This window comes from Desulfopila inferna (genome assembly GCF_016919005.1).
In the GTDB taxonomy this organism is placed as follows: Bacteria; Desulfobacterota; Desulfobulbia; order Desulfobulbales; family Desulfocapsaceae; genus Desulfopila_A; species Desulfopila_A inferna.
Genome location: NZ_JAFFQE010000003.1, coordinates 556085 through 574081 on the forward strand (window position 1 = coordinate 556085; position 17997 = coordinate 574081).

Here is a 17997-nt window from a genome sequence, read left to right on the forward strand (position 1 = left end):
CTGCTCTTTTCATGGTCTCTGCAGCCCGGATGGCTGCAGCGAAGCCCCCATGGACGGATTTATGGCGTGCCGATGAAAAGAGCACTCCGGCCTGGCCAGAAAATGATGGGTTTCAAAGGTAATCGGATCTTTGAATATAAAAAATTCCTATTCCGGTCGTTTCCGCGGCATCTTATCAGGCCGCAGATCAGGTGTCCCCGATGGTCCATCCGACAGGGTAATGATCTTTTCTGCTATTTGGCGACTCACCTGTCCCAGGGCCTGACTTATTCCCGCAGCCAATGTTTCATAATCCTCATCCGCCAGCCTTACGATGAAGGTTGATAATTGTGTCTCAGCCGTTGATTTGTCCCGGACCGGGGAAACCGTCCATTTCGCTTTCAGAAGCACCTGGTCGCCGAGCCGGGAATCAAGCCGGATAATCGTCATTGCCACACGATAATCAACTTCCCTGATGTCTAAGGGGGGTTGTACATAAACCAGATCGGAACCCAGAAGCAGGCCAAGGTTTTCCGCAAGTACAGCAGTGATGCTATCTCTAAATGAGCCCGCCCAGCGGTCAAATTCAGCGAGCTCCACTGTATTCCGACCCTTTTTTGTCATTATTTCGGGCCGATCCAGGTGGTCGGGAATCTCAACCGGCATGACCCTGATCGCCAGCGGGTATACTCCTTCCGCGAAAAATCGTCCGCTGTCGCCCTCTTCAAGAGGAGTTACCGTATAAAAACTGACTGAGGGTGACATGGTTGTACACGCCACAAGCGCAAGGGACAAAAGACAGACAATCGAGACCTGCAGTAAAGAAAAAATCTTCTTCATGTTTATTCTCCTTGGCCCGGATATTTCACGAGTCCGGCAGGCTTAAGGGGGAGAGATCACTAGCTCGTGATAACACTGGACATGCCTGCCAGGCTCGCCCGAAAGGTAAAAAAGCTGTTTTGTTTATGATTACACTCTGTAAAATGAAAAAACATTCCGCACTAACGCGAAAAATCACTATTCATGAAAAGTTTGGGTTAGTAGCCGGATTTACCGCGGAGCAGCGCCTCCGGGTGACGCTCCAGATAATCGGTGAGTCGGCGAAATGAGCGGGCTGTTTCCGAAAACTCCCGCAAGGTCATAGTCATCTCGGTGACAAGCTGTGAATCACCGGAATAATTCTGGATTATTTGTTCAGACTGGTTCAGTGCGGCCTGGGCCGACGCAAGTGTCTCTTGGGCGGACGTCTCCAGTTTTCTGATGCTTTCCCGGGCCTGGGCCAACGTTACCGTGGCCTCTTTGAAAGTATCTTCTGCAGAACCGGCTGTTTGGGTGAGATTTTCCATCAACGGGTCTACCTGTGCATCGATATGCTTCACCAGGATCTGGAAATCCAAAACAGCGGCCTCTACACTCTGCAGGGTCTGCCTGTTTTCAAGAGATTTTAGTAGCCCGTCGGCTCTGGCAAGAGTACTGTTCAGATTTTCGATCATTTCCCGGAACGGGAGAGTTTCGATGGTTCTCTGCAACTCCTCCAGCGGCGTAGGGACGCTGGGAATTTCTGGATGTTCCTCACTGATCCCCACATAATTGGCTTCCTTATCGGGAAAAAAATCAAGCGCAACCATGAGTTGTCCGGTCAAAAAACTCATGGTCTGCAGCTGTGTCCGCATACCATATTCCTTGATCGCCATCTGTATCGACTCCGGATCATCCTTCATTGCCAGTTCGGCTCCCTCGAACTTGGCCGGTTCAAGGGAGAAGGTTACCGGGATCTTCAAGCCCGAAGTCGAAGGAACAACAGTGATGCTGATGTCATTTACCGAACCGATTTTCACTCCTCTAAACATCACCGGAGACCCTTCGCTCAGCCCTTTGACGGACCCATCGAAATAGGTTATGAAAACATACCGCTCGGTAAATAGCTTGCCCCCGCCGTAAAGAAGTATCATGGCGAAGGACAACCCCACTGCCCCGAGAATAAATGCTCCGATCGCTGTTTTATTTGGCTTTCCGGCCATGCACATTCCCCGCTTTTTAGTACCTGATTCACAAAAACTAATACATCTTTTTTTGTTTTTCGTGACAGCTTTTGGCAGTAAGGCCAAGGCCATTATCCAACTCCGCTGGGTTAGTGGCGTACCGCTTTTATCCAGCCCGGCCGGGACAGTCAGTGTCTGTCTTCGTCCCGTCCATTTTCATCTCTACTTTCTTCGTTCTGTCCGCTTTCTCCCCGTGTCAGGAATTTGATCACTTTCTGGTTGCGCGACTCCCTGAGAAGCCGCTTGGGATCTCCGTAAGCAGTTATTCCTTTTTGGTCCGCATCGAGAAAAATCGAATTAGTGCCGATCGCGAAGATGCTGGCCAGCTCGTGGGTCACCATCACCACCGTTGTGCCAAGGCTTTCCCGCAATTCCAGGATAAGATCATCCAAAAGCCGAGCACTGATCGGATCAAGACCGGCGGAAGGCTCATCGAAAAAGAGCAGATCCGGATCGAGGGCAATCGCCCGTGCCAACCCCGCCCTTTTCTTCATGCCCCCGCTCAGTTCGGTGGGATAGAAGTCTTCAAAACCTGCCAGCCCTACCAATGACAATTTATATGACACCAACTCACGAATCTGTTTCGACGACAGCATAGTATAATGCTCCAGCGGCAGGGCAACATTTTCCGCCAGCGTCATGGAACTCCACAGCGCCCCGCCCTGGAAGAGAATACCGAAACGCTGCTTGAGCCGATTCTGCTCCCGGGCTTCAACTTCCCAATAACTGACGCCGTCATAGATTATCCGCCCCCCTGCAGGCTGCTTAAGTCCTATCATTTGTTTGACCAAGGTACTCTTGCCGCTGCCACTCACTCCCATGATGACAAAGATGTCCCCCCGATTGATGGTAAAGTTGAGATCATGCATCAACACAAAACTGCCGTAGGAGATCTCCAGATTCAGAACCTCAACAAGAACATCGTGTTGGTCATTCGATTCTGCCGGCGTCATATTTATATTCCCAGGACCTGGCAGGACAGAGTGATTATCAAGGTAGCCACTACCATGGCGACAATGGCTGTAACCACCGCTGAGGTGGCGGCATTGCCCACGGCGGAAGCGCTCCCCTCGCATTTAATGCCGCGCAGGCACCCCGAAACAGCAATGAGAATCCCAAATACAAAACTGTGGAACAGCCCGACGCTGAAATCAGTTAAAGATATAGCAGCTCTTGTCTGATTCATGTATTCCACAGCTCCCAGATTGAGCACTCCAACCCCCACCGTCATCCCACCCAGTACTCCCATAAGGTCCGCATAGACACAGAGCAGGGGCATCATCAGCGTCAGGGCCAGCACCCGCGGCAGCACCAGGAACTCAATCGGTGACAAGCCTAGAGTCTGGAGGGCGTCCACCTCCTCGTTGACCTGCATGGTGCCGATTTGCGCGGCATAGGCGGCACCGGTCCTGCCCGCCATTATCACCCCGGCCATTACCGCACCCATAACCCGCACCGTACCAATTCCCACCACATCGGCGACATAGATCTGCGCACCGAAAAGCTTCAACTGGATAGCAGCTATAAAAGCAAGGATCATGCCGATCAACAGACTGATAAGTGTAATTATGGGAAGCGCCTGCACTCCGGCTTCCTGAATATTAAGGATCAGATCGATGCGCCGGTAGCCTGCCCTGCCCCGCAACAGCCTGAACAGGGCCAGCGTCACTTCACCGATGAAGGCAAGTGCTTCTTGCACACTTGCGGCCAGTTCCAGAGTTATACCTCCAATGCGCGCCAGGAAAGGTTGGCGTTCCGCGCCGTGCGCTATTCCGGTGCGCTGATTTTCCGGGGAAGACAGCACCATGAGCCGGCGGACTCCTGCCGGCAATCCAGACTGGTCCATGGAGACTTTATGGCGACTGCAGGCCTCGGAAATCCTGGTGATGAATACCAGCAGCATGCTGTCCCAATCATCAAGTTCATTGGTATCGAAGGTAACACGATTCACCTTCCGTTCCTCGAGCTGCTCAAGGAGGCCTTGCGCTGAAGGCTGCACATTTCCCAGCTTCCATTCTCCGGCCAGTGTCAGTCGAAGAGTGTCGTCCGGCGCTGTATCGATCTCGAAGATACTTGTGGTCATGATTTGTTTCTGCTCATCCTCCGGTCTAATCCTGCTCAGCCTGTGCCTTTGCTTTTCCGTTGTTAGCAAAAAATAAGGGTCGAACACGTAATCAACAAGCCCAATTTCTAAAATAATCCATAGAGATCGTGATTATACTTCTGCCAGACTCTAAGTCATTATACCACCGCGGCCCGCAATGCGGCACCGCTTATTCCAAGAAAGCTGAGCACCATGGGTTTTGGCATCTTCACAGGATTAGCCCCGCTCCTGGTTCGATCTAATGAATAATCTTGCCGTGAAAGCGTAAATATTGTAACACTGAGCGGAAAAACCTGTGCTACATTGTGACGCACTATAATTTCGGCTGTTTCCGCGCTGTCCTCTCTTCAAATTTTTACCGCGATAGCTTTGCGGGTTTCCGAACCTGATCTTTTCTGCAGGAAGCGCGCAGAGAACTTTCCAGGTCACACTCCCGGAGCTTTCGGCTAGACCTGTGAACCTGTGGAGAAAGGTGTTCGAAATACCCCGGAACCGTCCATGTCGGAAAAACTATTTAACAAGCTGGATTGCTTGAGGAGCTTTGAACATGAAGAAACATAGAACGGGAAAGAGTACATCCTCTGTCTGGGCAGGCGAGGAAGAATACATAATGTCAAATGTGACGCAAGTGCCGGTTGTACACAGCGTCTCCTTTGGGTATAAGGATATCGACGAGTGGCAGCAGGTTGCTCTAGGCCTTAAGAAAGGTCATATCTACAGCCGCAATACCAACCCGACCGTTGCAGTTTTCGAAGAAAAAATCCGCTGTCTTGAAGGAGCCGAGGCCGCCACCAGCGCCGCCACCGGTATGGGTATAATCAGCAGTGTTCTCTTTGGCCTGCTGGCACCCGGTCAGCGGGTTGTATCGGTAAAGGATACCTATGGGGGAACCAATAAAATTTTTACGGAATTCCTACCCCGCTTCAATGTCGAAGTCTGCTTGTGCCCCACCACGGATCATGAAGCAATAGAGGATGAAATACGCAAAGGCTGCGACCTGCTCTATCTGGAGACGCCGACCAATCCGACCATTAAAATTATCGACCTTGAGCGTCTCAGCAGAGCAGGCAAAAAGGCCGGCGCAGTGGTTGTGGTCGATAATACCTTCGCCACCCCGATAAACCAGCAGCCTCTGGCACTTGGGGCAGATCTGGTTCTGCACTCCGCCACCAAGTTTCTGGGCGGTCATGCAGACGCTCTGGCCGGTGTGGTCTGCGGCCGCAGGGATTTGATCGACAAGGTATATCATTACCGTGAAATAAACGGCGCCACACTTGATCCCATGTCCGCCTATCTTATCCTCAGGGGCATGAAAACACTGGCGCTGCGAATTGAGCGGCAAAATCAAAATGCACTGGAGATCGCCAGATATCTGCAGACCCATCCTCAGGTGAAAACGGTTTACTATCCCGGTCTAGAGACCCACGAAGGCCATGAAATCGCGAGAAAGCAGATGTCAGGCTATGGCGCCATGCTCAGCTTTATGCTCAAGGAGGAAACTCTTGCCGCCGTAGGCAAGGTGATCGGCGGATTCCGCTACGCCCATGCCGCTGCCAATCTCGGCGCGGTCGAAACCATTGTCGGACCACCCGCTACCACCAGCCATGTCGAATGTTCAGAAGAGGAACGGGCGGCGATGGGCATCCCGGAAAGTCTGATCCGCTATTCAACTGGCATCGAGGACGCCGAGGACCTCAAAGAGGATCTGCAAAGAGCCCTGGCACGTCTTGGATGATGGACTCCTAAGAAGATCGATCTACTTTGCAGAGCCGGATCATCTTGAATGATATTTTAGTTCCTGATTACCCCTGATCCTCAGCTCAAGGCCAGGGGATGCTGAGTTTCAGGGTGATTAGATTTTAATTTTTTCATCAGACTACCAAAGACCTAACACCGAAAATCATAACATTAAAAGGGGATGATATTGCCATTGCCATATCAGGCTCATCAGGATGAGGTTTACAATGGCTGCAAAAAGTGCGGGTATCCTGCTCTTCAGGTATAGGAACCAGAAACTTGAAGTTTTTCTGGTTCATCCGGGAGGACCTTTTTGGGCGAAAAAGGATACAGGCTGCTGGTCTATACCCAAAGGAGAGTTCAAAGAAGACGAGACACCGCTGTCAGCGGCGCAACGGGAATTCAGGGAAGAGACAGGCTTCAACATCGAAAAGCTGCTCCGCCGGAAAGAATTTATTGCGCTCGCTCCGTTAAAACAGCCCGGCGGCAAAACAGTCCATGCCTGGGCGGCTGAAGGTGACTGCGATGCTTCCACCATACGGAGCAATACCTTCAGGCTTGAATGGCCGCCCCATTCAGGAAAACAGGCTGAATATCCGGAAGTTGATCGTGCAGAGTGGTTTCCGGTGAGGATCGCATACGAAAAAATCCTCAAAGGACAGACAGGCTTTCTGGATCAGCTCTGTGTCATTTTGGACCGAGAAGAATAGCATTGCGCCTGGTGTTTCTCGAAGTCTGCGCTTATCGCAGTGGGCCAACTCTGCAAATTCAATGACTTATGAGCTATCAGGCCTGCTATCTACGCAAAAAGCAATGAAAGAATTCTCTCATTGCTTTTTGCTGTGCTATGCTGCACACGGGCTGGAAAGGGGCTGCCAGATCCGGAGACAGAAGAACCGCAGCAGACGAAGCAAAATAACATGCTCGAAGAATGTGAGAAAGTTCTCATTGCTTCGCAGGCGGCCCTTCCTTTTTCCAGCATTACTCTTTATAGCCCAGCTCCTTGGCATCTTCCTTGTGGCCGAGATCCCAGAGGACGGAACGGTAGATTTCCAGGAATTCCTGCCCTTCAGGGCTTTTCTGCGCCTCCTCGAAGACAATTTTGTGGCCGATGCTGCGGGCTCTCGCTTCGTCTTTTGGGCTCCAGCTGACTATATTGATGTTGGGCATTTCTTTCCATTGCTCACGGGCCATAATCTCCCGGTTATACACCATGGCGGATAGATAGCGGATTCTGTCCCGAGCTGCGATTATAATGTCTTGCTGTTCCGGGGTAAGGGCCTCCCAGCTGCGGGTGTTTACCACCAGCGGGAAGTATTCAGTGGTTCCGTTATGAACGGCCGGATCGAGCACATGGGAAACGACCTCGTGAAATCCCATCCGCATGTTTTCATCCCAGAATGTCCATTCCGCGGCCTCTATGCCTTTGGTCTGGAAAGCCGTATAGATATCAGGAGCGGAAAGAGAAACTGTGGTAGCCCCTAGAGCCTGATAGAATTTTCCTCCCATACCGGAAGAACGAACTCTCAAACCCTCCAGCTTATCGATGGAATCGATGGGAACAACCGCCATAAGCTGCTCATAGATCGGGCTCACCATGGCGTGCCCCAGATAGGTCATTCTGTGCTTTGCATAGAGTTTTTCGAACCAGGGCTCGAGTTTTTCAATAAGGTAGGCGCCTTCGGCGTAGGTGCTCAGGGGAGAGCCCGGCTGAGTGGTAAAATTAAAGAGTGGATCTTTGCCGGGCCAATAGGCGCTATACACCATACCGACATTCACTATGCCGTTGGCAAGACTGTCGAAGGTCTCAAAAACAGGGAAAAGTACACCGGCCGGGTAAGGGGTAATGGAAATCTCTCCCCCCGAGAGGGTTTCCACCGTCTCGCAGAACACTTCGGCTATTCGCTGCTGTTCTGTTCCGGGCATGGCATGCGTCACCAGTCTCCATTTCACTTTAGCAAAAGCTGTCTGTGTTCCCAGCATCAACACAAATACCGAAACAAAAATCATTAGAGTCTTTTTCATGGCTTTATACTTTCCTTTTTGAATAGTGTTCAGTGCAGGCTCCTTGTGAAACGGCCTTCTTGTCCAAGCCGCCGGCCCGGGATTTTTTCGTCTCAGGTGTAACAGAAATTCCCCGATTTCCAGTGCAGCCTGCAATAATTTCATGCGCGTTGGCGCCGCTCATCCTTTACTCAACCATGCACTCCTGTCACCTCACCATATACATCGTCCCTCCTTTAAGCTGAATTCAAAAAGTTATAGATTAAGCAGATACTTTGGTAACCACAAAACGATTTGAGGAAAAATGAAAATCAATGCAACACATATCACCTGCAGAAGCAGAAGAGGCACGCTGGACTTGTAGATCTCAATTATATCTATGCCGGCAGGTGCGCATCCTTGCAGGTAGAAAAGGCTGAACCCGAAAGGCGGGGAAATATAGGCACTCTGCAGAATGACATTAATGACGAGGCCAATCCATAGCGGTTCAAATCCAAGATTGGCAAGGATGGGCGCAATTATAGGAACAGCAAGAAAAATAACGGCGCCGGGTTCGAGGAACATACCCATGAAAAAGACGAAAAGTGCCGCGACTACAAAGACCATATGTGCCCCGCCCGGCATATTCATGGCAAAATCAGCCACCAGAGCGTTTCCGCCGAGACCGGAAAAAACCGAACCGAAGGCAGTTGCCCCGATCATCATCCAACCAACCATGGCCGTAACGCTGAGAGTCTCATAACAGGAAGAGTAGATTATATCCCAGGTCAGCCGCCTTTTTACCAGTCCGATAAAGAGGGCGCCGGCAGCGCCGAATGCCGCTGCTTCGGTGGGGCTGGCCATTCCCAGAAGGATGGAGCCAAGAACGATAACGACAAGGAGCAACGGAAAAAAGACGCTTTTTAAGGAAAGAACTTTATCTTTCCAGGTGGCCCTCTCCTCCGGCGGGAGTGCAGGAGCGAAAGAGGGATCGATCAGCCCCCTGATTAACACGTAAACGATATACAGCGAGGCAAGCAGAACACCTGCGGAAATACCTCCTGCGAAGAGTCCACCGATGGAAACACCTGTTACAGCGCCGTAGAGGACCATATTGGTACTGGGGGGGATGAGCTGGCCAAGGGTTCCTCCCCCCAATACCGAACCCAGAGCAACCCTGCGGTTGTAGCCGTGCTTGAGCATTTGCGGAAGGCCGATGAGTCCCAGGCCGATAACCCCGGCTGCCACTACACCCGAAACAGCCCCGAGGGCCGCGCCGACCAGAATTGTCGCTATGGCGAGACCACCCCGTAAGGCCCCCGACCATTTATAAAAGGTATCATAGAGATCCTCGACAACATTGGTCTTCTGGAGGACATATGCCATGTAAATGAACAGGGGAACAGCGATTATGACGAAGTTGTTCATCGTCCCCCAGGCTGCGGAAACCAGAATACTCAGGGCACCCGGCCCCCACAGAAAATAGGAAAACACAATTGCCACCGCGGCAAGTGAAAAAGCGATGGGAACGCCTGCGATAAGCAGAACGAACAGGGCCAGAAACATGATAAGAGGGGCCGATTCACCAACCATAAAAATCTCCTGTTATATCAACGAGACGACGTATTATCAGGTTTTTTCAATATAAGAGCAAGAATATCCACAAAGGCCTGCAATGCTATCAAGGCGCAGGAAATTGGAATAATCCACCGGAACCACCAGACCGGGGGGTTGAATGGAGTCTGGTGGACCGACCGTTCCCCGATAAGAGTCGCCTGCCAGGCAGTGGGAACGCTGACATAAATAAAAACGAGGGCCACAAAAAGCACAACGACCTCTGTAAAGATGCCGAGGGCCTTTTGGTATTTAACGGGAAGATGGCGACTGAGCACATCAACAGCCACATGCTTTTTCTCCAGGTGGCAATACGCCGCGCCAAGCATGAAAAAAGAGCCGAAAAAGAACATGGACATCTCGAATGTCCACATAGGAGGGGATTTGAAAAAATACGACATCAGAGCGCTATACACGATAATAGCGATAAGAGGTAGAATGAGAAGTGAGACCAGCTTTCCAAATCGCTCCATAAGATTCCTCGCCTATATTTAAAATAGCCTGGACGGCAATATCCTACTGATTAGCACATTCAGCCAGAAAAAGACTTCGGCAATACCAGCGTTGAGCACCCGCTCACTTTCGAATAGCCTATATTTTTTTTGTTCGGATATCAAGAGGATTTGAATAGTTAATGATCTGCCTTAATGAAAAAAATCAAGATTCACTGATCGATAAAGCCGCACTTTCAGTGAAATATAATCATGTCCTGAAGAAATGTATTTGATTCTTTCACGCTCTTTTTCAGGTGTATCATTCCCTCTCACCCTTTCAGATTCTTGCCGACACTCCAAGCTTTACCGACATTTTCACCCACTTTCCAATAGTTGTTGTCCGGCATGCTAAGGGTAAAGGGATCAATCTTGCGGATGTCGGGTTTACCGTCGGTGAGATAGCGTTCTTCAGAATAGGCGTCGATGATTTCACCGATATAGAGAGTATCAGCAGGAAGCTGCACCTTCTCATACACTTTGCAGGCAATGCAGACAGGACATTCACTGATCAAGGGTGCTTTTTCCAGTTCACCGTAAAAAATATCGAACATTTGTGATTTATCCGTCTTTCCTCCAGAAACCAGACCGCAGTAGTCTGTCTTCGTTATCAGCGCAGTGCTCGGAATATTGACGCTGAAGACATCATTCTCTTCTATACCCTTATTGGTGTGGTGCCTTCCCCCCAGAGCAACCACCAGCAGCGGCGGCTTCATGCAAACCCTGGTAACCCAAGCCACAGCCATGAAATTAGCCTTGCCGGCCACCATTGCCCCGACAAGAACCATGGGCATCGGGTAAACAAAGGCGTTGCTGTCTATTGGTGTTTTTTCCATAGCGTTCTATCCTCTCTAAGGCTGACTGTTATTAAAAATAATGGAAATATATCCTTCGGGTTTTTTTAAAGAGCCGCTACAGTTTTGTCACCGGCAGAAAGATCTGAAAATTCGTCCCCCTGCCCGGCTCACTGCAGATTCTTATATTGCCGCCGTGCTGTTTGACAATGCCGAAAACCATAGCCAGCCCCAGGCCGGTGCCGCTCCTGCCTTTGGTTGTAAAAAAAGGCTCGAAAATCCGGGCCTGGGTCTCGTTGTCCATACCGCAGCCGATATCGCTGATGGCCAGCATGGCATATTGGCCGGGAGAAACTTCCAGATACATTCCCCCAGAAGCTTCATCCAACAGGCGCAGGGCTGTTTCAATGGTCATTGTACCACCGCCCGGCATGGCATCGGCCGCATTAACAGCGACATTCATGAGAATCTGCTCTATCTGGCCCGGATCGGCCATGACGGGCTCAATCTCCGGCGACAGCAGTACCCTGATCTCGATATTTGCAGGAACCGCCGTGCGCAGCAGTTTCTCGAAATCTTCTACCGCCTCGTTGAGGTTCCATGGCCTCACTTTCAGGTGCTGCTTGCGGCTGAAGCTGAGCAGCTGACTTACCAAATCCCGGGCATGATTCCCCGCACGCCGGATTTGATCAATATACTGTTTATGCCGATCACTCAGATCAGAATCTGCAGAGAGAAGTTCACAGTAACCGAGGATGGGAGAGAGCAGGTTGTTGAAGTCATGAGCCACGCCTCCAGCCAGCCGTCCGATTGCTTCCATCTTCTGAGCCTGGAACAATTGATCTTCCAACCGATGTTGCTGGCTCTCCGCCTGCCTCCTTGCATCGATTTCCTCCTGCAGCCTATTATTCAGTTCGGCAAAACCATCCCGTTGTTCTTCTGCCTGTTTTCGCGCCGAGATTTCGGTTCTCAGCTGAATTTCGGTCATGACTGCCGCAGCCAGATTCTGCACAATGCTCACCTCTTCCTGTTGCCATTGCCTCGGTACCGAATCGATGATACAGAATGAACCGAGGATGTAAAGGTCGGAAGTAACGAGTGGAATACCCAGGTAGGCGATCACATGCAGATCCCGGATCGCCGGGTTATCCCTGAAGAGCGGATGCCGCCGGGCGTCCTCGATAAGAAGGGGTTGTCCCGCAATCCTGTTGTGCTTACAGAAGGAATGCGACAGAGGCGTCTGGCGAAGCGATTGCCACGGTTCGGGAAGACCTATGCTGCTCTTGAAGAATTGCCGGTCTGCGTCGATAAGTGTTACCAGAGCGACAGGGGCTTTAATGGAATGCACCGCCAGCCAGGAAAGCCGGTCGAAGGCTTCCTCTGTGGGAGAATCCAGAAGCGCGGTGGCGTGGAGAGCGGCAAGCCTTGCGGGATCCTTAATATGAGTGGAGAGATCATTGGTCTGCATTGTCGATCCTCTCTTTGGAAGAATTTTATCTGCCTGCCGATGTGGTGGAAGATGTTTCGTCCTCTTCAAACCGCTTGAGACTTAATAAAGCAATGATAATTACTTTTTTGGATTACCCGGCAATTTCAGGCAATGATACCTGTTTTTTCTCTTATTACTTATATGAACGATCTTACCGTAAAGAAACAGTAAAACACTTTATGGAGATTTCCCAATGAACGACAACGGAAGGACTGAGGGAATATGGTAGAGAGGTTCTCCATAGGACGTCCTCTTTACCTCGGATATCTTCTTGACTCTCATTCATCATAGAAATATATATACAGTCATAAAAACAACCAGAAAGGGTAATCACCCTCTACAATTTCAACGCTATACAGAAAACGTTATGCAGTCAGAAGCACCTGTTTTTAAAAAAATCCTGAACGATTATCTAGCCGAAGTGGCTGCCCTTGATTTGACAAAAAAGTCGGAACTGCTTGGAATCGAAGTCGATGGAAAGACGGTGAGAGTTCCTTTTTTTAATGATAAGTATACGATCACGCCGGAAGCCATCACCGACCGACAGGGAAAACAACCCCGGCACTCTGTCTGCGTCATTCTCTGCAAATATCTCCTGCTGTGTCCGGATACCCCCGACACTGACAGGAAACTGGTGACATACAAGGATTTCCCGGATGCCGCACCCTATGTCCTTGGATTCGGGAACACGGCTGAAAAACCAATTTCCCGGACCTTTTCCGGCAAATTGGATGCGCTGGAAAAACAAAGCCGGGAATTGGGGGGCATCCCCTGCAATCTTGGTATTTCCTGTGACCTGTCCTATATTTTTCAGCCTCTTCCGGAAGTACCGATTTACCTGTTGTACAACGACCAGGACGAAGAATTTCCAGCTGATTGCTCTCTGCTTTTCGAGAAGCGCGCAAAGTATTATCTCGACATGGAGTGCCTGGCAATAATCGGGATGGTGCTGGCCGAATGGCTTGCAGGAGCGGTACAGCAGGATCTCGCCCGTCTTGTTTAGTTCGCAGCAGAGAGCATCGTGACACAGGCTCCGCTTCAATCATCCGTCTCGATTGCTCTGCCCGGTTGTTCTCGTACATTGCCTCTTCCAGAGGATGGTTTATGTATGAACAATGCCTGCGCCTAGCCTCAGGATGCATGACGACCAGGCAATTTTGTAAAAAGAATCTATATAAACCGGGAGCTTGTGTTACTGAAGAATCATTTCGACTCTTTTTTTGTGCAGTTCTACTACTTCATCAGCCTCCTGATGTATCCGTGTGGCCGACTACCCGTATGTACCCAGGGGCTTCTCTCTTGAATGCATCCATGATTCCGGGCAGCACCCTGCTGGATTGATCGATCAAATTTGAAATAGAATCCTCCGCTGGTACTCCTGAAAATCACTTATGAATTTTCCTGACCAGGAAGCTTATGAATAATATAGTAGGTCACGCCTGTGGCAATCAGAACGGCGCCTGTGGCAAAAACATACATCGGTTCCATTTCGTCATAGTCGAGAATGATGACTTTCCGGGCAACGGCCATAAGGGCCGTGGAGAGAACTATTTTAACATGAATGACGTCCTCGCGCAGATACAAAATGATATTTTCAAAGATTTCGATGGCAATAAGAACCACCATGAATGCGCCGAAAGTCGCCAGCAGATCTCCGATGGTCAAAATGAAGGCCGGCGGTGTGATCAATCGTTGATACAGTGTCCAGCCAACATCCACCACACCGGAGATAATGACAAGTATCATCAGCAGGCTGAGTATCTTAAGACAAATGTGGATGGTTTTTCTCAGCAGTCGGAGAAAGACATCATCTGATGGATTCAGCTTCATAGACATGTGATATTTACTGACGATGTTAATCCGTCAGCTTTGACGGCAAAGCAATGCAATTGATGTGAAAGAATACGACTATTCTATAACACGAAATTGTGTATGAAAAGAAAATACGCAGGCAAGATGAACCGAACCTTCCTTGCTGCACCGTTTTTCAGTGGCAACATGTTCCAAATTCTTCCTGAATTCCGGGCAAGAGTTGAAGCTGATAGGTATCAAATCTCCGAATGCGTGAGGCGGATAGTCTAGGCGAAAATTCATGCAGATTGGCGGTTTCCTTTCTCCGCTTTTCCGGGCAAAACAGAAGACATTTGTAGAAAATGACTCAAGGCAGTGTTGGAGCAGCCCTTGTTGAGGCGAAATGTATTCTGTTTGAAATAATAATATCAAAATTGCTAATCGGATCGACAGGAGGAACTTCCTTGCCGGAAGGATCAAAATTCAATTCCGGGAGAATCTTTACTTCTGATCCTGCTGCCTGCAAATCACCTGCTCCAGGACTTCCTGCAGTTTCTCCGGGGCAACAGGTTTGGAGATATAGCCATTCATGCCGGATTCCAGGAACTTCTCTTCGTCGCCGCGCATGGCATACGCCGTCATTGCGATGATGGGAGTTCCCGCATGTGCTTTGAAGTCTGTATGGTTTCGTATTATACGGGTAACCTCGACGCCATCCAGGACTGGCATCTGAATATCCATGAGCAACACGTCATAAGGGTCGTTCCGGTAACGCAAGGCAGCAAGAACTTCCTCTCCGTTTTCAACCATATTGACCTGATGCCCCAGTTTCTTGAGCAGCCCGGACATCACCAATCTGTTTATTCTGTCGTCTTCGGCCAGGAGAATTCTCAGCGAATGGCCTGCTTTCGAGCGGGACCCATCAATCTCAGGTATTATTTCCGACTGAACCGCAGGCGCAAAGGGAATGGTGAAATAAACTGAAGTGCCGGCTCCTTCTCTACTGGAAACAGCCATATTGCCACCCAGCAGGGAGAGGAGCTGCTTTGAGATGAAAAGCCCCAGTCCGGCCCCCTGGTAGCTGCGGGCATAGCTGGTCTCCCCCTGGATGAAGGCGTCAAACAGCGAGGGGAGCTTATCGTCCGCTATGCCGATTCCGGTATCGCTCACCGTAAACAATATCCGCACCTTCCCGGAATCCGCCTGCCCCACCGGCCAGACACCAACTGACACCGATCCGGTCCGGGTAAACTTCAGTGCATTGCTGATAAAATTACAGAGAAGCTGCTGCAGGCGTGCGCAGTCACCAACAAAGGCTTTGGGGATATCGGGTGCGATATCGAACAGCAGGGACAGTCCCTTTTCCTGAAAGGATGGGGAAAAGATTTTCTCCACTGTTTCAAGTGCCTCCCTGAGAAGAAAGGTCGAAGGCTGTATTTTCATCCTGCCGGCCTCGACCTGGGAGAGATCGAGGATATCTCCGAGCAGATGGCTCAGTCGCTCAGAGGCCTGCAGGGCATTGTGAACATAATCTTCAACCTCCTCTGTCAGAGTGGCTGACTGCATGAGCCTGAGCATACCCATGATGCCGTTGAGCGGCGTGCGTATTTCATGACTCATATTGGCCAGAAATTCTGATTTATACTGGCTGGCGCGTTCTGCCGCCTTTTTGGTGCGGAGAAGTTCCTCTTCTACTTCTTTGCGCTCGGTTATATCCCTGGTGATGGCAATGAACAGTGGTTCGCCCTCGATCATGGCACCGTTGGCGCGAACTTCAGCGTGATAGACGGAACCGTCCTTGCGTCTGTGGAGCGTTTCCTTGAAGCCATCAAGGGAGGCAGTAACACGGAAATTTTTCCTGATTTCCTCTTTGTTGAATTTTTCTTCAAAATCCCAGAGATGCAGGGTTTGTACCTCATCCAGGTCGTAGCCCAGCATCTCGGCAAAACGCTGGTTTGCCTCAATTACCCGGAAATCCTTGTTCAATATGGCGATGCCGTCACCACTATTGGCCATGAGAATAGCGCGGCGTTTAGCCTCACTTAGGAACTTTTTCTCGGTCTGCCTGCGGAGGGTGATATCCCTGAGGGCTGTTATCCTGATCGTATGCCCTTTGTACTGCTCGACCCGGGCCTGGATCTCGCAGGGAAATGTTGAGCCGTCCTTACGCAGCGCAGTGACCTCGTAAGGTTCTTCTATGTCAGCGAGCATGTTCGCCATCACCGTGTCCCTGTCGCCGGGATGGATCCACTCTGTTCCCATTCGCCCGATGGCCTCTTCATCGGTATAGCCGAATATTTCTCTGGCGCTCCGGTTCTGGCCAAGGCAGACGCCCTTATCCGAAAGGAAAATTGCTTCAAAAGTGGCTTCTGATAATTGGCGGAAATAGTCGCAGCTATTGTGTCGAAGATCCTGCAGAACCGGACGAAAATCGCCATGGTCGGCGAAAGCCGAGAGGTGCGGTGGTATTTTTTTGTCATGTTTGGAAAAGCCCATGGCAATCTCCCTTTTCATGCCAAATTTACGGCAATCCTATCTTAATATCTATTATATCTTCAGCGGTTTTTCCAGGAAATTTCGACGAATCTCTTTGTAGCGGCGATATTTTTCAAAAACCATTATTACGCATTGCCTCGAACCTCGATCCACTTACCGAAAGATCTAGAGAAAACTGAAAAAATCAGATAAGCTCTCCTTTGAATCCGGAGGAATCGTGTCAGAAACAACATTTGAGTTGCCTATTGCTTATGCATTTGGTAAGTGCACTAAATTCACACTATGAAACCATCGAAGTTGATAAGGATTTTTATTCTTGTAGTATGTGCCAATACAGCAGTCGCACTCTCCGCGCAAGCCCGGGACAGCATCAAAATTGCTTCCCTCTATGCCTTCACCGGAGCCGCGGCAAAAGCTAATCTTCTCTCTGTTCAAAGCATCAGATTCGCGGTCGATGAAATAAATGCCCATGGCGGCGTACTGGGCCTGCCCCTTGAATTGATAGAAATAGACAACCAAAGCAGCCCGATAGGCTCCAAGGTAGCGGCCGAACAAGCCGTAGCTGCAGAGGTAGTAGCTATTCTTGGCGCATCCTGGAGCTCCCACACCCTCCAGGCGGCAAAAGTGGCCCAGGCCCACGGTATTCCTTTGATAAGCAATGTTTCCACCCATCCAGGGATTACCGGGATAGGTGATTTCATTTTCCGGGTCTGTTTCAACGACTTGTATCAGGGCTGGGCAATGGCTCGATTTGCCCACCAGGATCTGGGACTACATCGAGCTGTCGTTTTAATTGACATAACAAGTGATTACAGTATCGGCCTGGCCCAGTCTTTTGCATCAACCTTTGAAAGTATGGGTGGTGAAATTCTCACGGAATTAAATTACAAACGACGCCAGCAAAACTTTACGGATCTAGTGGCCCAAGCGGCTCGGCACCAACCTGATATTCTTTTTCTACCCGGCCATGACGAGAGTGCACTCATATTGACGGAAGCACAGCGCAGCGGACTTCAGGCAGTTTTTCTGGGTGCGGATGGCTGGGATGTGGAAAACTTCTATGCCATGGGCGGGAATAAAGTAAAGCAAGCATTTTTCACTACCCACTGGTCGGAAGAGATGAACAATGCAGCCTCTCTTGCGTTTGTGCAAAAGTACAAAAAGCAGAAACCTATTTTTGCACAGGAAGCACTTGGCTATGATGCCGTCAATCTTTTGGCAGACGCTCTGGAAAGAGCCGGCCGGCCCGAGCCTGAGGCACTGCGAGACGCCTTGGCACAAACCACTGCATTCCAAGGAGTCACAGGCGTAGTGGCATTCGATGCAAATGGCGACCCTATCAAAGGTGTTGTAATAATGGAAATGAAAGAAGGCGTCCCCCGTTATCTTCAGTCCATTCAACCTCTGCAACCACCCGATTTTTCAGTGCCCTCTTCCCAACGGCAATTTCCCGATAAATAATGCGAAACATGATAAT

The 17997-nt window shown here is 50.1% G+C and carries 15 protein-coding genes; 4 read left to right on the forward strand and 11 right to left on the reverse strand.

Going from position 1 to position 17997, the window contains the following annotated elements:
• Positions 1 to 147 precede the first annotated feature (147 nt).
• From JWG88_RS10655 to JWG88_RS10670, 4 genes are all read right to left on the reverse strand, one after another.
• Positions 148 to 819 (reverse strand): PqiC family protein, encoded by a 672-nt coding sequence (locus tag JWG88_RS10655; RefSeq protein ID WP_205233709.1) that lies wholly within the window; start codon positions 817 to 819, stop codon positions 148 to 150.
• 197 nt (positions 820 to 1016) lie between these two features.
• On the reverse strand, positions 1017 to 2000 hold the full coding sequence (locus JWG88_RS10660; RefSeq protein ID WP_205233710.1) for an MlaD family protein: 984 nt from the start codon (positions 1998 to 2000) through the stop codon (positions 1017 to 1019).
• A 149-nt stretch (positions 2001 to 2149) separates the two neighbouring features.
• Entirely contained in the window at positions 2150 to 2974 is an 825-nt protein-coding gene (locus tag JWG88_RS10665; protein ID WP_205233711.1) for an ABC transporter ATP-binding protein, read from the reverse strand.
• Between the two features lie 2 nt (positions 2975 to 2976).
• Complete coding sequence (locus JWG88_RS10670; RefSeq protein ID WP_205233712.1) at positions 2977 to 4104, reverse strand: MlaE family ABC transporter permease; 1128 nt, start codon at positions 4102 to 4104, stop codon at positions 2977 to 2979.
• Between the two features lie 568 nt (positions 4105 to 4672).
• On the opposite strand from JWG88_RS10670, the gene JWG88_RS10675 reads away from it, so the two are divergent.
• Together JWG88_RS10675 and JWG88_RS10680 are read left to right on the forward strand one after the other, a co-directional pair.
• Positions 4673 to 5860, forward strand: coding sequence for a cystathionine gamma-synthase family protein (locus tag JWG88_RS10675; RefSeq protein WP_205233713.1), 1188 nt, complete (start codon positions 4673 to 4675; stop codon positions 5858 to 5860).
• A gap of 229 nt (positions 5861 to 6089) precedes the next feature.
• Positions 6090 to 6572: an NUDIX hydrolase gene (locus JWG88_RS10680; protein WP_205233714.1), complete on the forward strand. Its 483-nt coding sequence runs from the start codon at positions 6090 to 6092 to the stop codon at positions 6570 to 6572.
• A gap of 271 nt (positions 6573 to 6843) precedes the next feature.
• Here the strand turns inward: JWG88_RS10680 and JWG88_RS10685 are convergent, their stop codons facing one another.
• From JWG88_RS10685 to JWG88_RS10705, 5 genes are all read right to left on the reverse strand, one after another.
• Positions 6844 to 7887: a TRAP transporter substrate-binding protein gene (locus JWG88_RS10685; RefSeq protein ID WP_205233715.1), complete on the reverse strand. Its 1044-nt coding sequence runs from the start codon at positions 7885 to 7887 to the stop codon at positions 6844 to 6846.
• 234 nt (positions 7888 to 8121) lie between these two features.
• A complete protein-coding gene (locus JWG88_RS10690) occupies positions 8122 to 9438 on the reverse strand; it encodes a TRAP transporter large permease (RefSeq protein WP_205233716.1) in 1317 nt (438 codons plus the stop codon).
• Between the two features lie 17 nt (positions 9439 to 9455).
• Positions 9456 to 9932 carry a TRAP transporter small permease subunit gene (locus JWG88_RS10695; RefSeq protein ID WP_205233717.1) on the reverse strand — a complete coding sequence of 159 codons (477 nt, stop codon included), beginning with the start codon at positions 9930 to 9932 and terminating at the stop codon, positions 9456 to 9458.
• Between the two features lie 290 nt (positions 9933 to 10222).
• Positions 10223 to 10786 carry a flavin reductase family protein gene (locus JWG88_RS10700; RefSeq protein WP_205233718.1) on the reverse strand — a complete coding sequence of 188 codons (564 nt, stop codon included), beginning with the start codon at positions 10784 to 10786 and terminating at the stop codon, positions 10223 to 10225.
• A 76-nt stretch (positions 10787 to 10862) separates the two neighbouring features.
• Positions 10863 to 12212 carry a sensor histidine kinase gene (locus tag JWG88_RS10705; protein ID WP_205233719.1) on the reverse strand — a complete coding sequence of 450 codons (1350 nt, stop codon included), beginning with the start codon at positions 12210 to 12212 and terminating at the stop codon, positions 10863 to 10865.
• Positions 12213 to 12600: 388 nt separating this feature from the next.
• Here JWG88_RS10705 and JWG88_RS10710 point away from each other — a divergent pair, with 388 nt between their 5' ends.
• Positions 12601 to 13236, forward strand: a complete 636-nt coding sequence (locus JWG88_RS10710; RefSeq protein ID WP_205233720.1) for a DUF3786 domain-containing protein — start codon at positions 12601 to 12603, stop codon at positions 13234 to 13236.
• 386 nt (positions 13237 to 13622) lie between these two features.
• Here the strand turns inward: JWG88_RS10710 and JWG88_RS10715 are convergent, their stop codons facing one another.
• Both JWG88_RS10715 and JWG88_RS10720 read right to left on the reverse strand, forming a co-directional pair.
• A complete protein-coding gene (locus JWG88_RS10715; protein WP_240194380.1) occupies positions 13623 to 14069 on the reverse strand; it encodes a phosphate-starvation-inducible PsiE family protein in 447 nt (148 codons plus the stop codon).
• A gap of 456 nt (positions 14070 to 14525) precedes the next feature.
• Positions 14526 to 16520 (reverse strand): PAS domain-containing hybrid sensor histidine kinase/response regulator, encoded by a 1995-nt coding sequence (locus JWG88_RS10720; RefSeq protein ID WP_205233721.1) that lies wholly within the window; start codon positions 16518 to 16520, stop codon positions 14526 to 14528.
• Between the two features lie 282 nt (positions 16521 to 16802).
• On the opposite strand from JWG88_RS10720, the gene JWG88_RS10725 reads away from it, so the two are divergent.
• Positions 16803 to 17981 carry an ABC transporter substrate-binding protein gene (locus tag JWG88_RS10725; protein WP_205233722.1) on the forward strand — a complete coding sequence of 393 codons (1179 nt, stop codon included), beginning with the start codon at positions 16803 to 16805 and terminating at the stop codon, positions 17979 to 17981.
• Positions 17982 to 17997: the final 16 nt, after the last annotated feature.

What these genes read in the sequence shown, in the direction of transcription:
- JWG88_RS10655 (WP_205233709.1), bottom strand. Translation starts at nt 819, where the DNA reads ATGAAGAAGATTTTTTCTTTACTGCAGGTCTCGATTGTCTGTCTTTTG.
- JWG88_RS10660 (WP_205233710.1), bottom strand. Translation starts at nt 2,000, where the DNA reads ATGGCCGGAAAGCCAAATAAAACAGCGATCGGAGCATTTATTCTCGGG.
- JWG88_RS10665 (WP_205233711.1), bottom strand. Translation starts at nt 2,974, where the DNA reads ATGACGCCGGCAGAATCGAATGACCAACACGATGTTCTTGTTGAGGTT.
- JWG88_RS10670 (WP_205233712.1), bottom strand. Translation starts at nt 4,104, where the DNA reads ATGACCACAAGTATCTTCGAGATCGATACAGCGCCGGACGACACTCTT.
- JWG88_RS10675 (WP_205233713.1), top strand. Translation starts at nt 4,673, where the DNA reads ATGAAGAAACATAGAACGGGAAAGAGTACATCCTCTGTCTGGGCAGGC.
- JWG88_RS10680 (WP_205233714.1), top strand. Translation starts at nt 6,090, where the DNA reads ATGGCTGCAAAAAGTGCGGGTATCCTGCTCTTCAGGTATAGGAACCAG.
- JWG88_RS10685 (WP_205233715.1), bottom strand. Translation starts at nt 7,887, where the DNA reads ATGAAAAAGACTCTAATGATTTTTGTTTCGGTATTTGTGTTGATGCTG.
- JWG88_RS10690 (WP_205233716.1), bottom strand. Translation starts at nt 9,438, where the DNA reads ATGGTTGGTGAATCGGCCCCTCTTATCATGTTTCTGGCCCTGTTCGTT.
- JWG88_RS10695 (WP_205233717.1), bottom strand. Translation starts at nt 9,932, where the DNA reads ATGGAGCGATTTGGAAAGCTGGTCTCACTTCTCATTCTACCTCTTATC.
- JWG88_RS10700 (WP_205233718.1), bottom strand. Translation starts at nt 10,786, where the DNA reads ATGGAAAAAACACCAATAGACAGCAACGCCTTTGTTTACCCGATGCCC.
- JWG88_RS10705 (WP_205233719.1), bottom strand. Translation starts at nt 12,212, where the DNA reads ATGCAGACCAATGATCTCTCCACTCATATTAAGGATCCCGCAAGGCTT.
- JWG88_RS10710 (WP_205233720.1), top strand. Translation starts at nt 12,601, where the DNA reads ATGCAGTCAGAAGCACCTGTTTTTAAAAAAATCCTGAACGATTATCTA.
- JWG88_RS10715 (WP_240194380.1), bottom strand. Translation starts at nt 14,069, where the DNA reads ATGTCTATGAAGCTGAATCCATCAGATGATGTCTTTCTCCGACTGCTG.
- JWG88_RS10720 (WP_205233721.1), bottom strand. Translation starts at nt 16,520, where the DNA reads ATGGGCTTTTCCAAACATGACAAAAAAATACCACCGCACCTCTCGGCT.
- JWG88_RS10725 (WP_205233722.1), top strand. Translation starts at nt 16,803, where the DNA reads ATGAAACCATCGAAGTTGATAAGGATTTTTATTCTTGTAGTATGTGCC.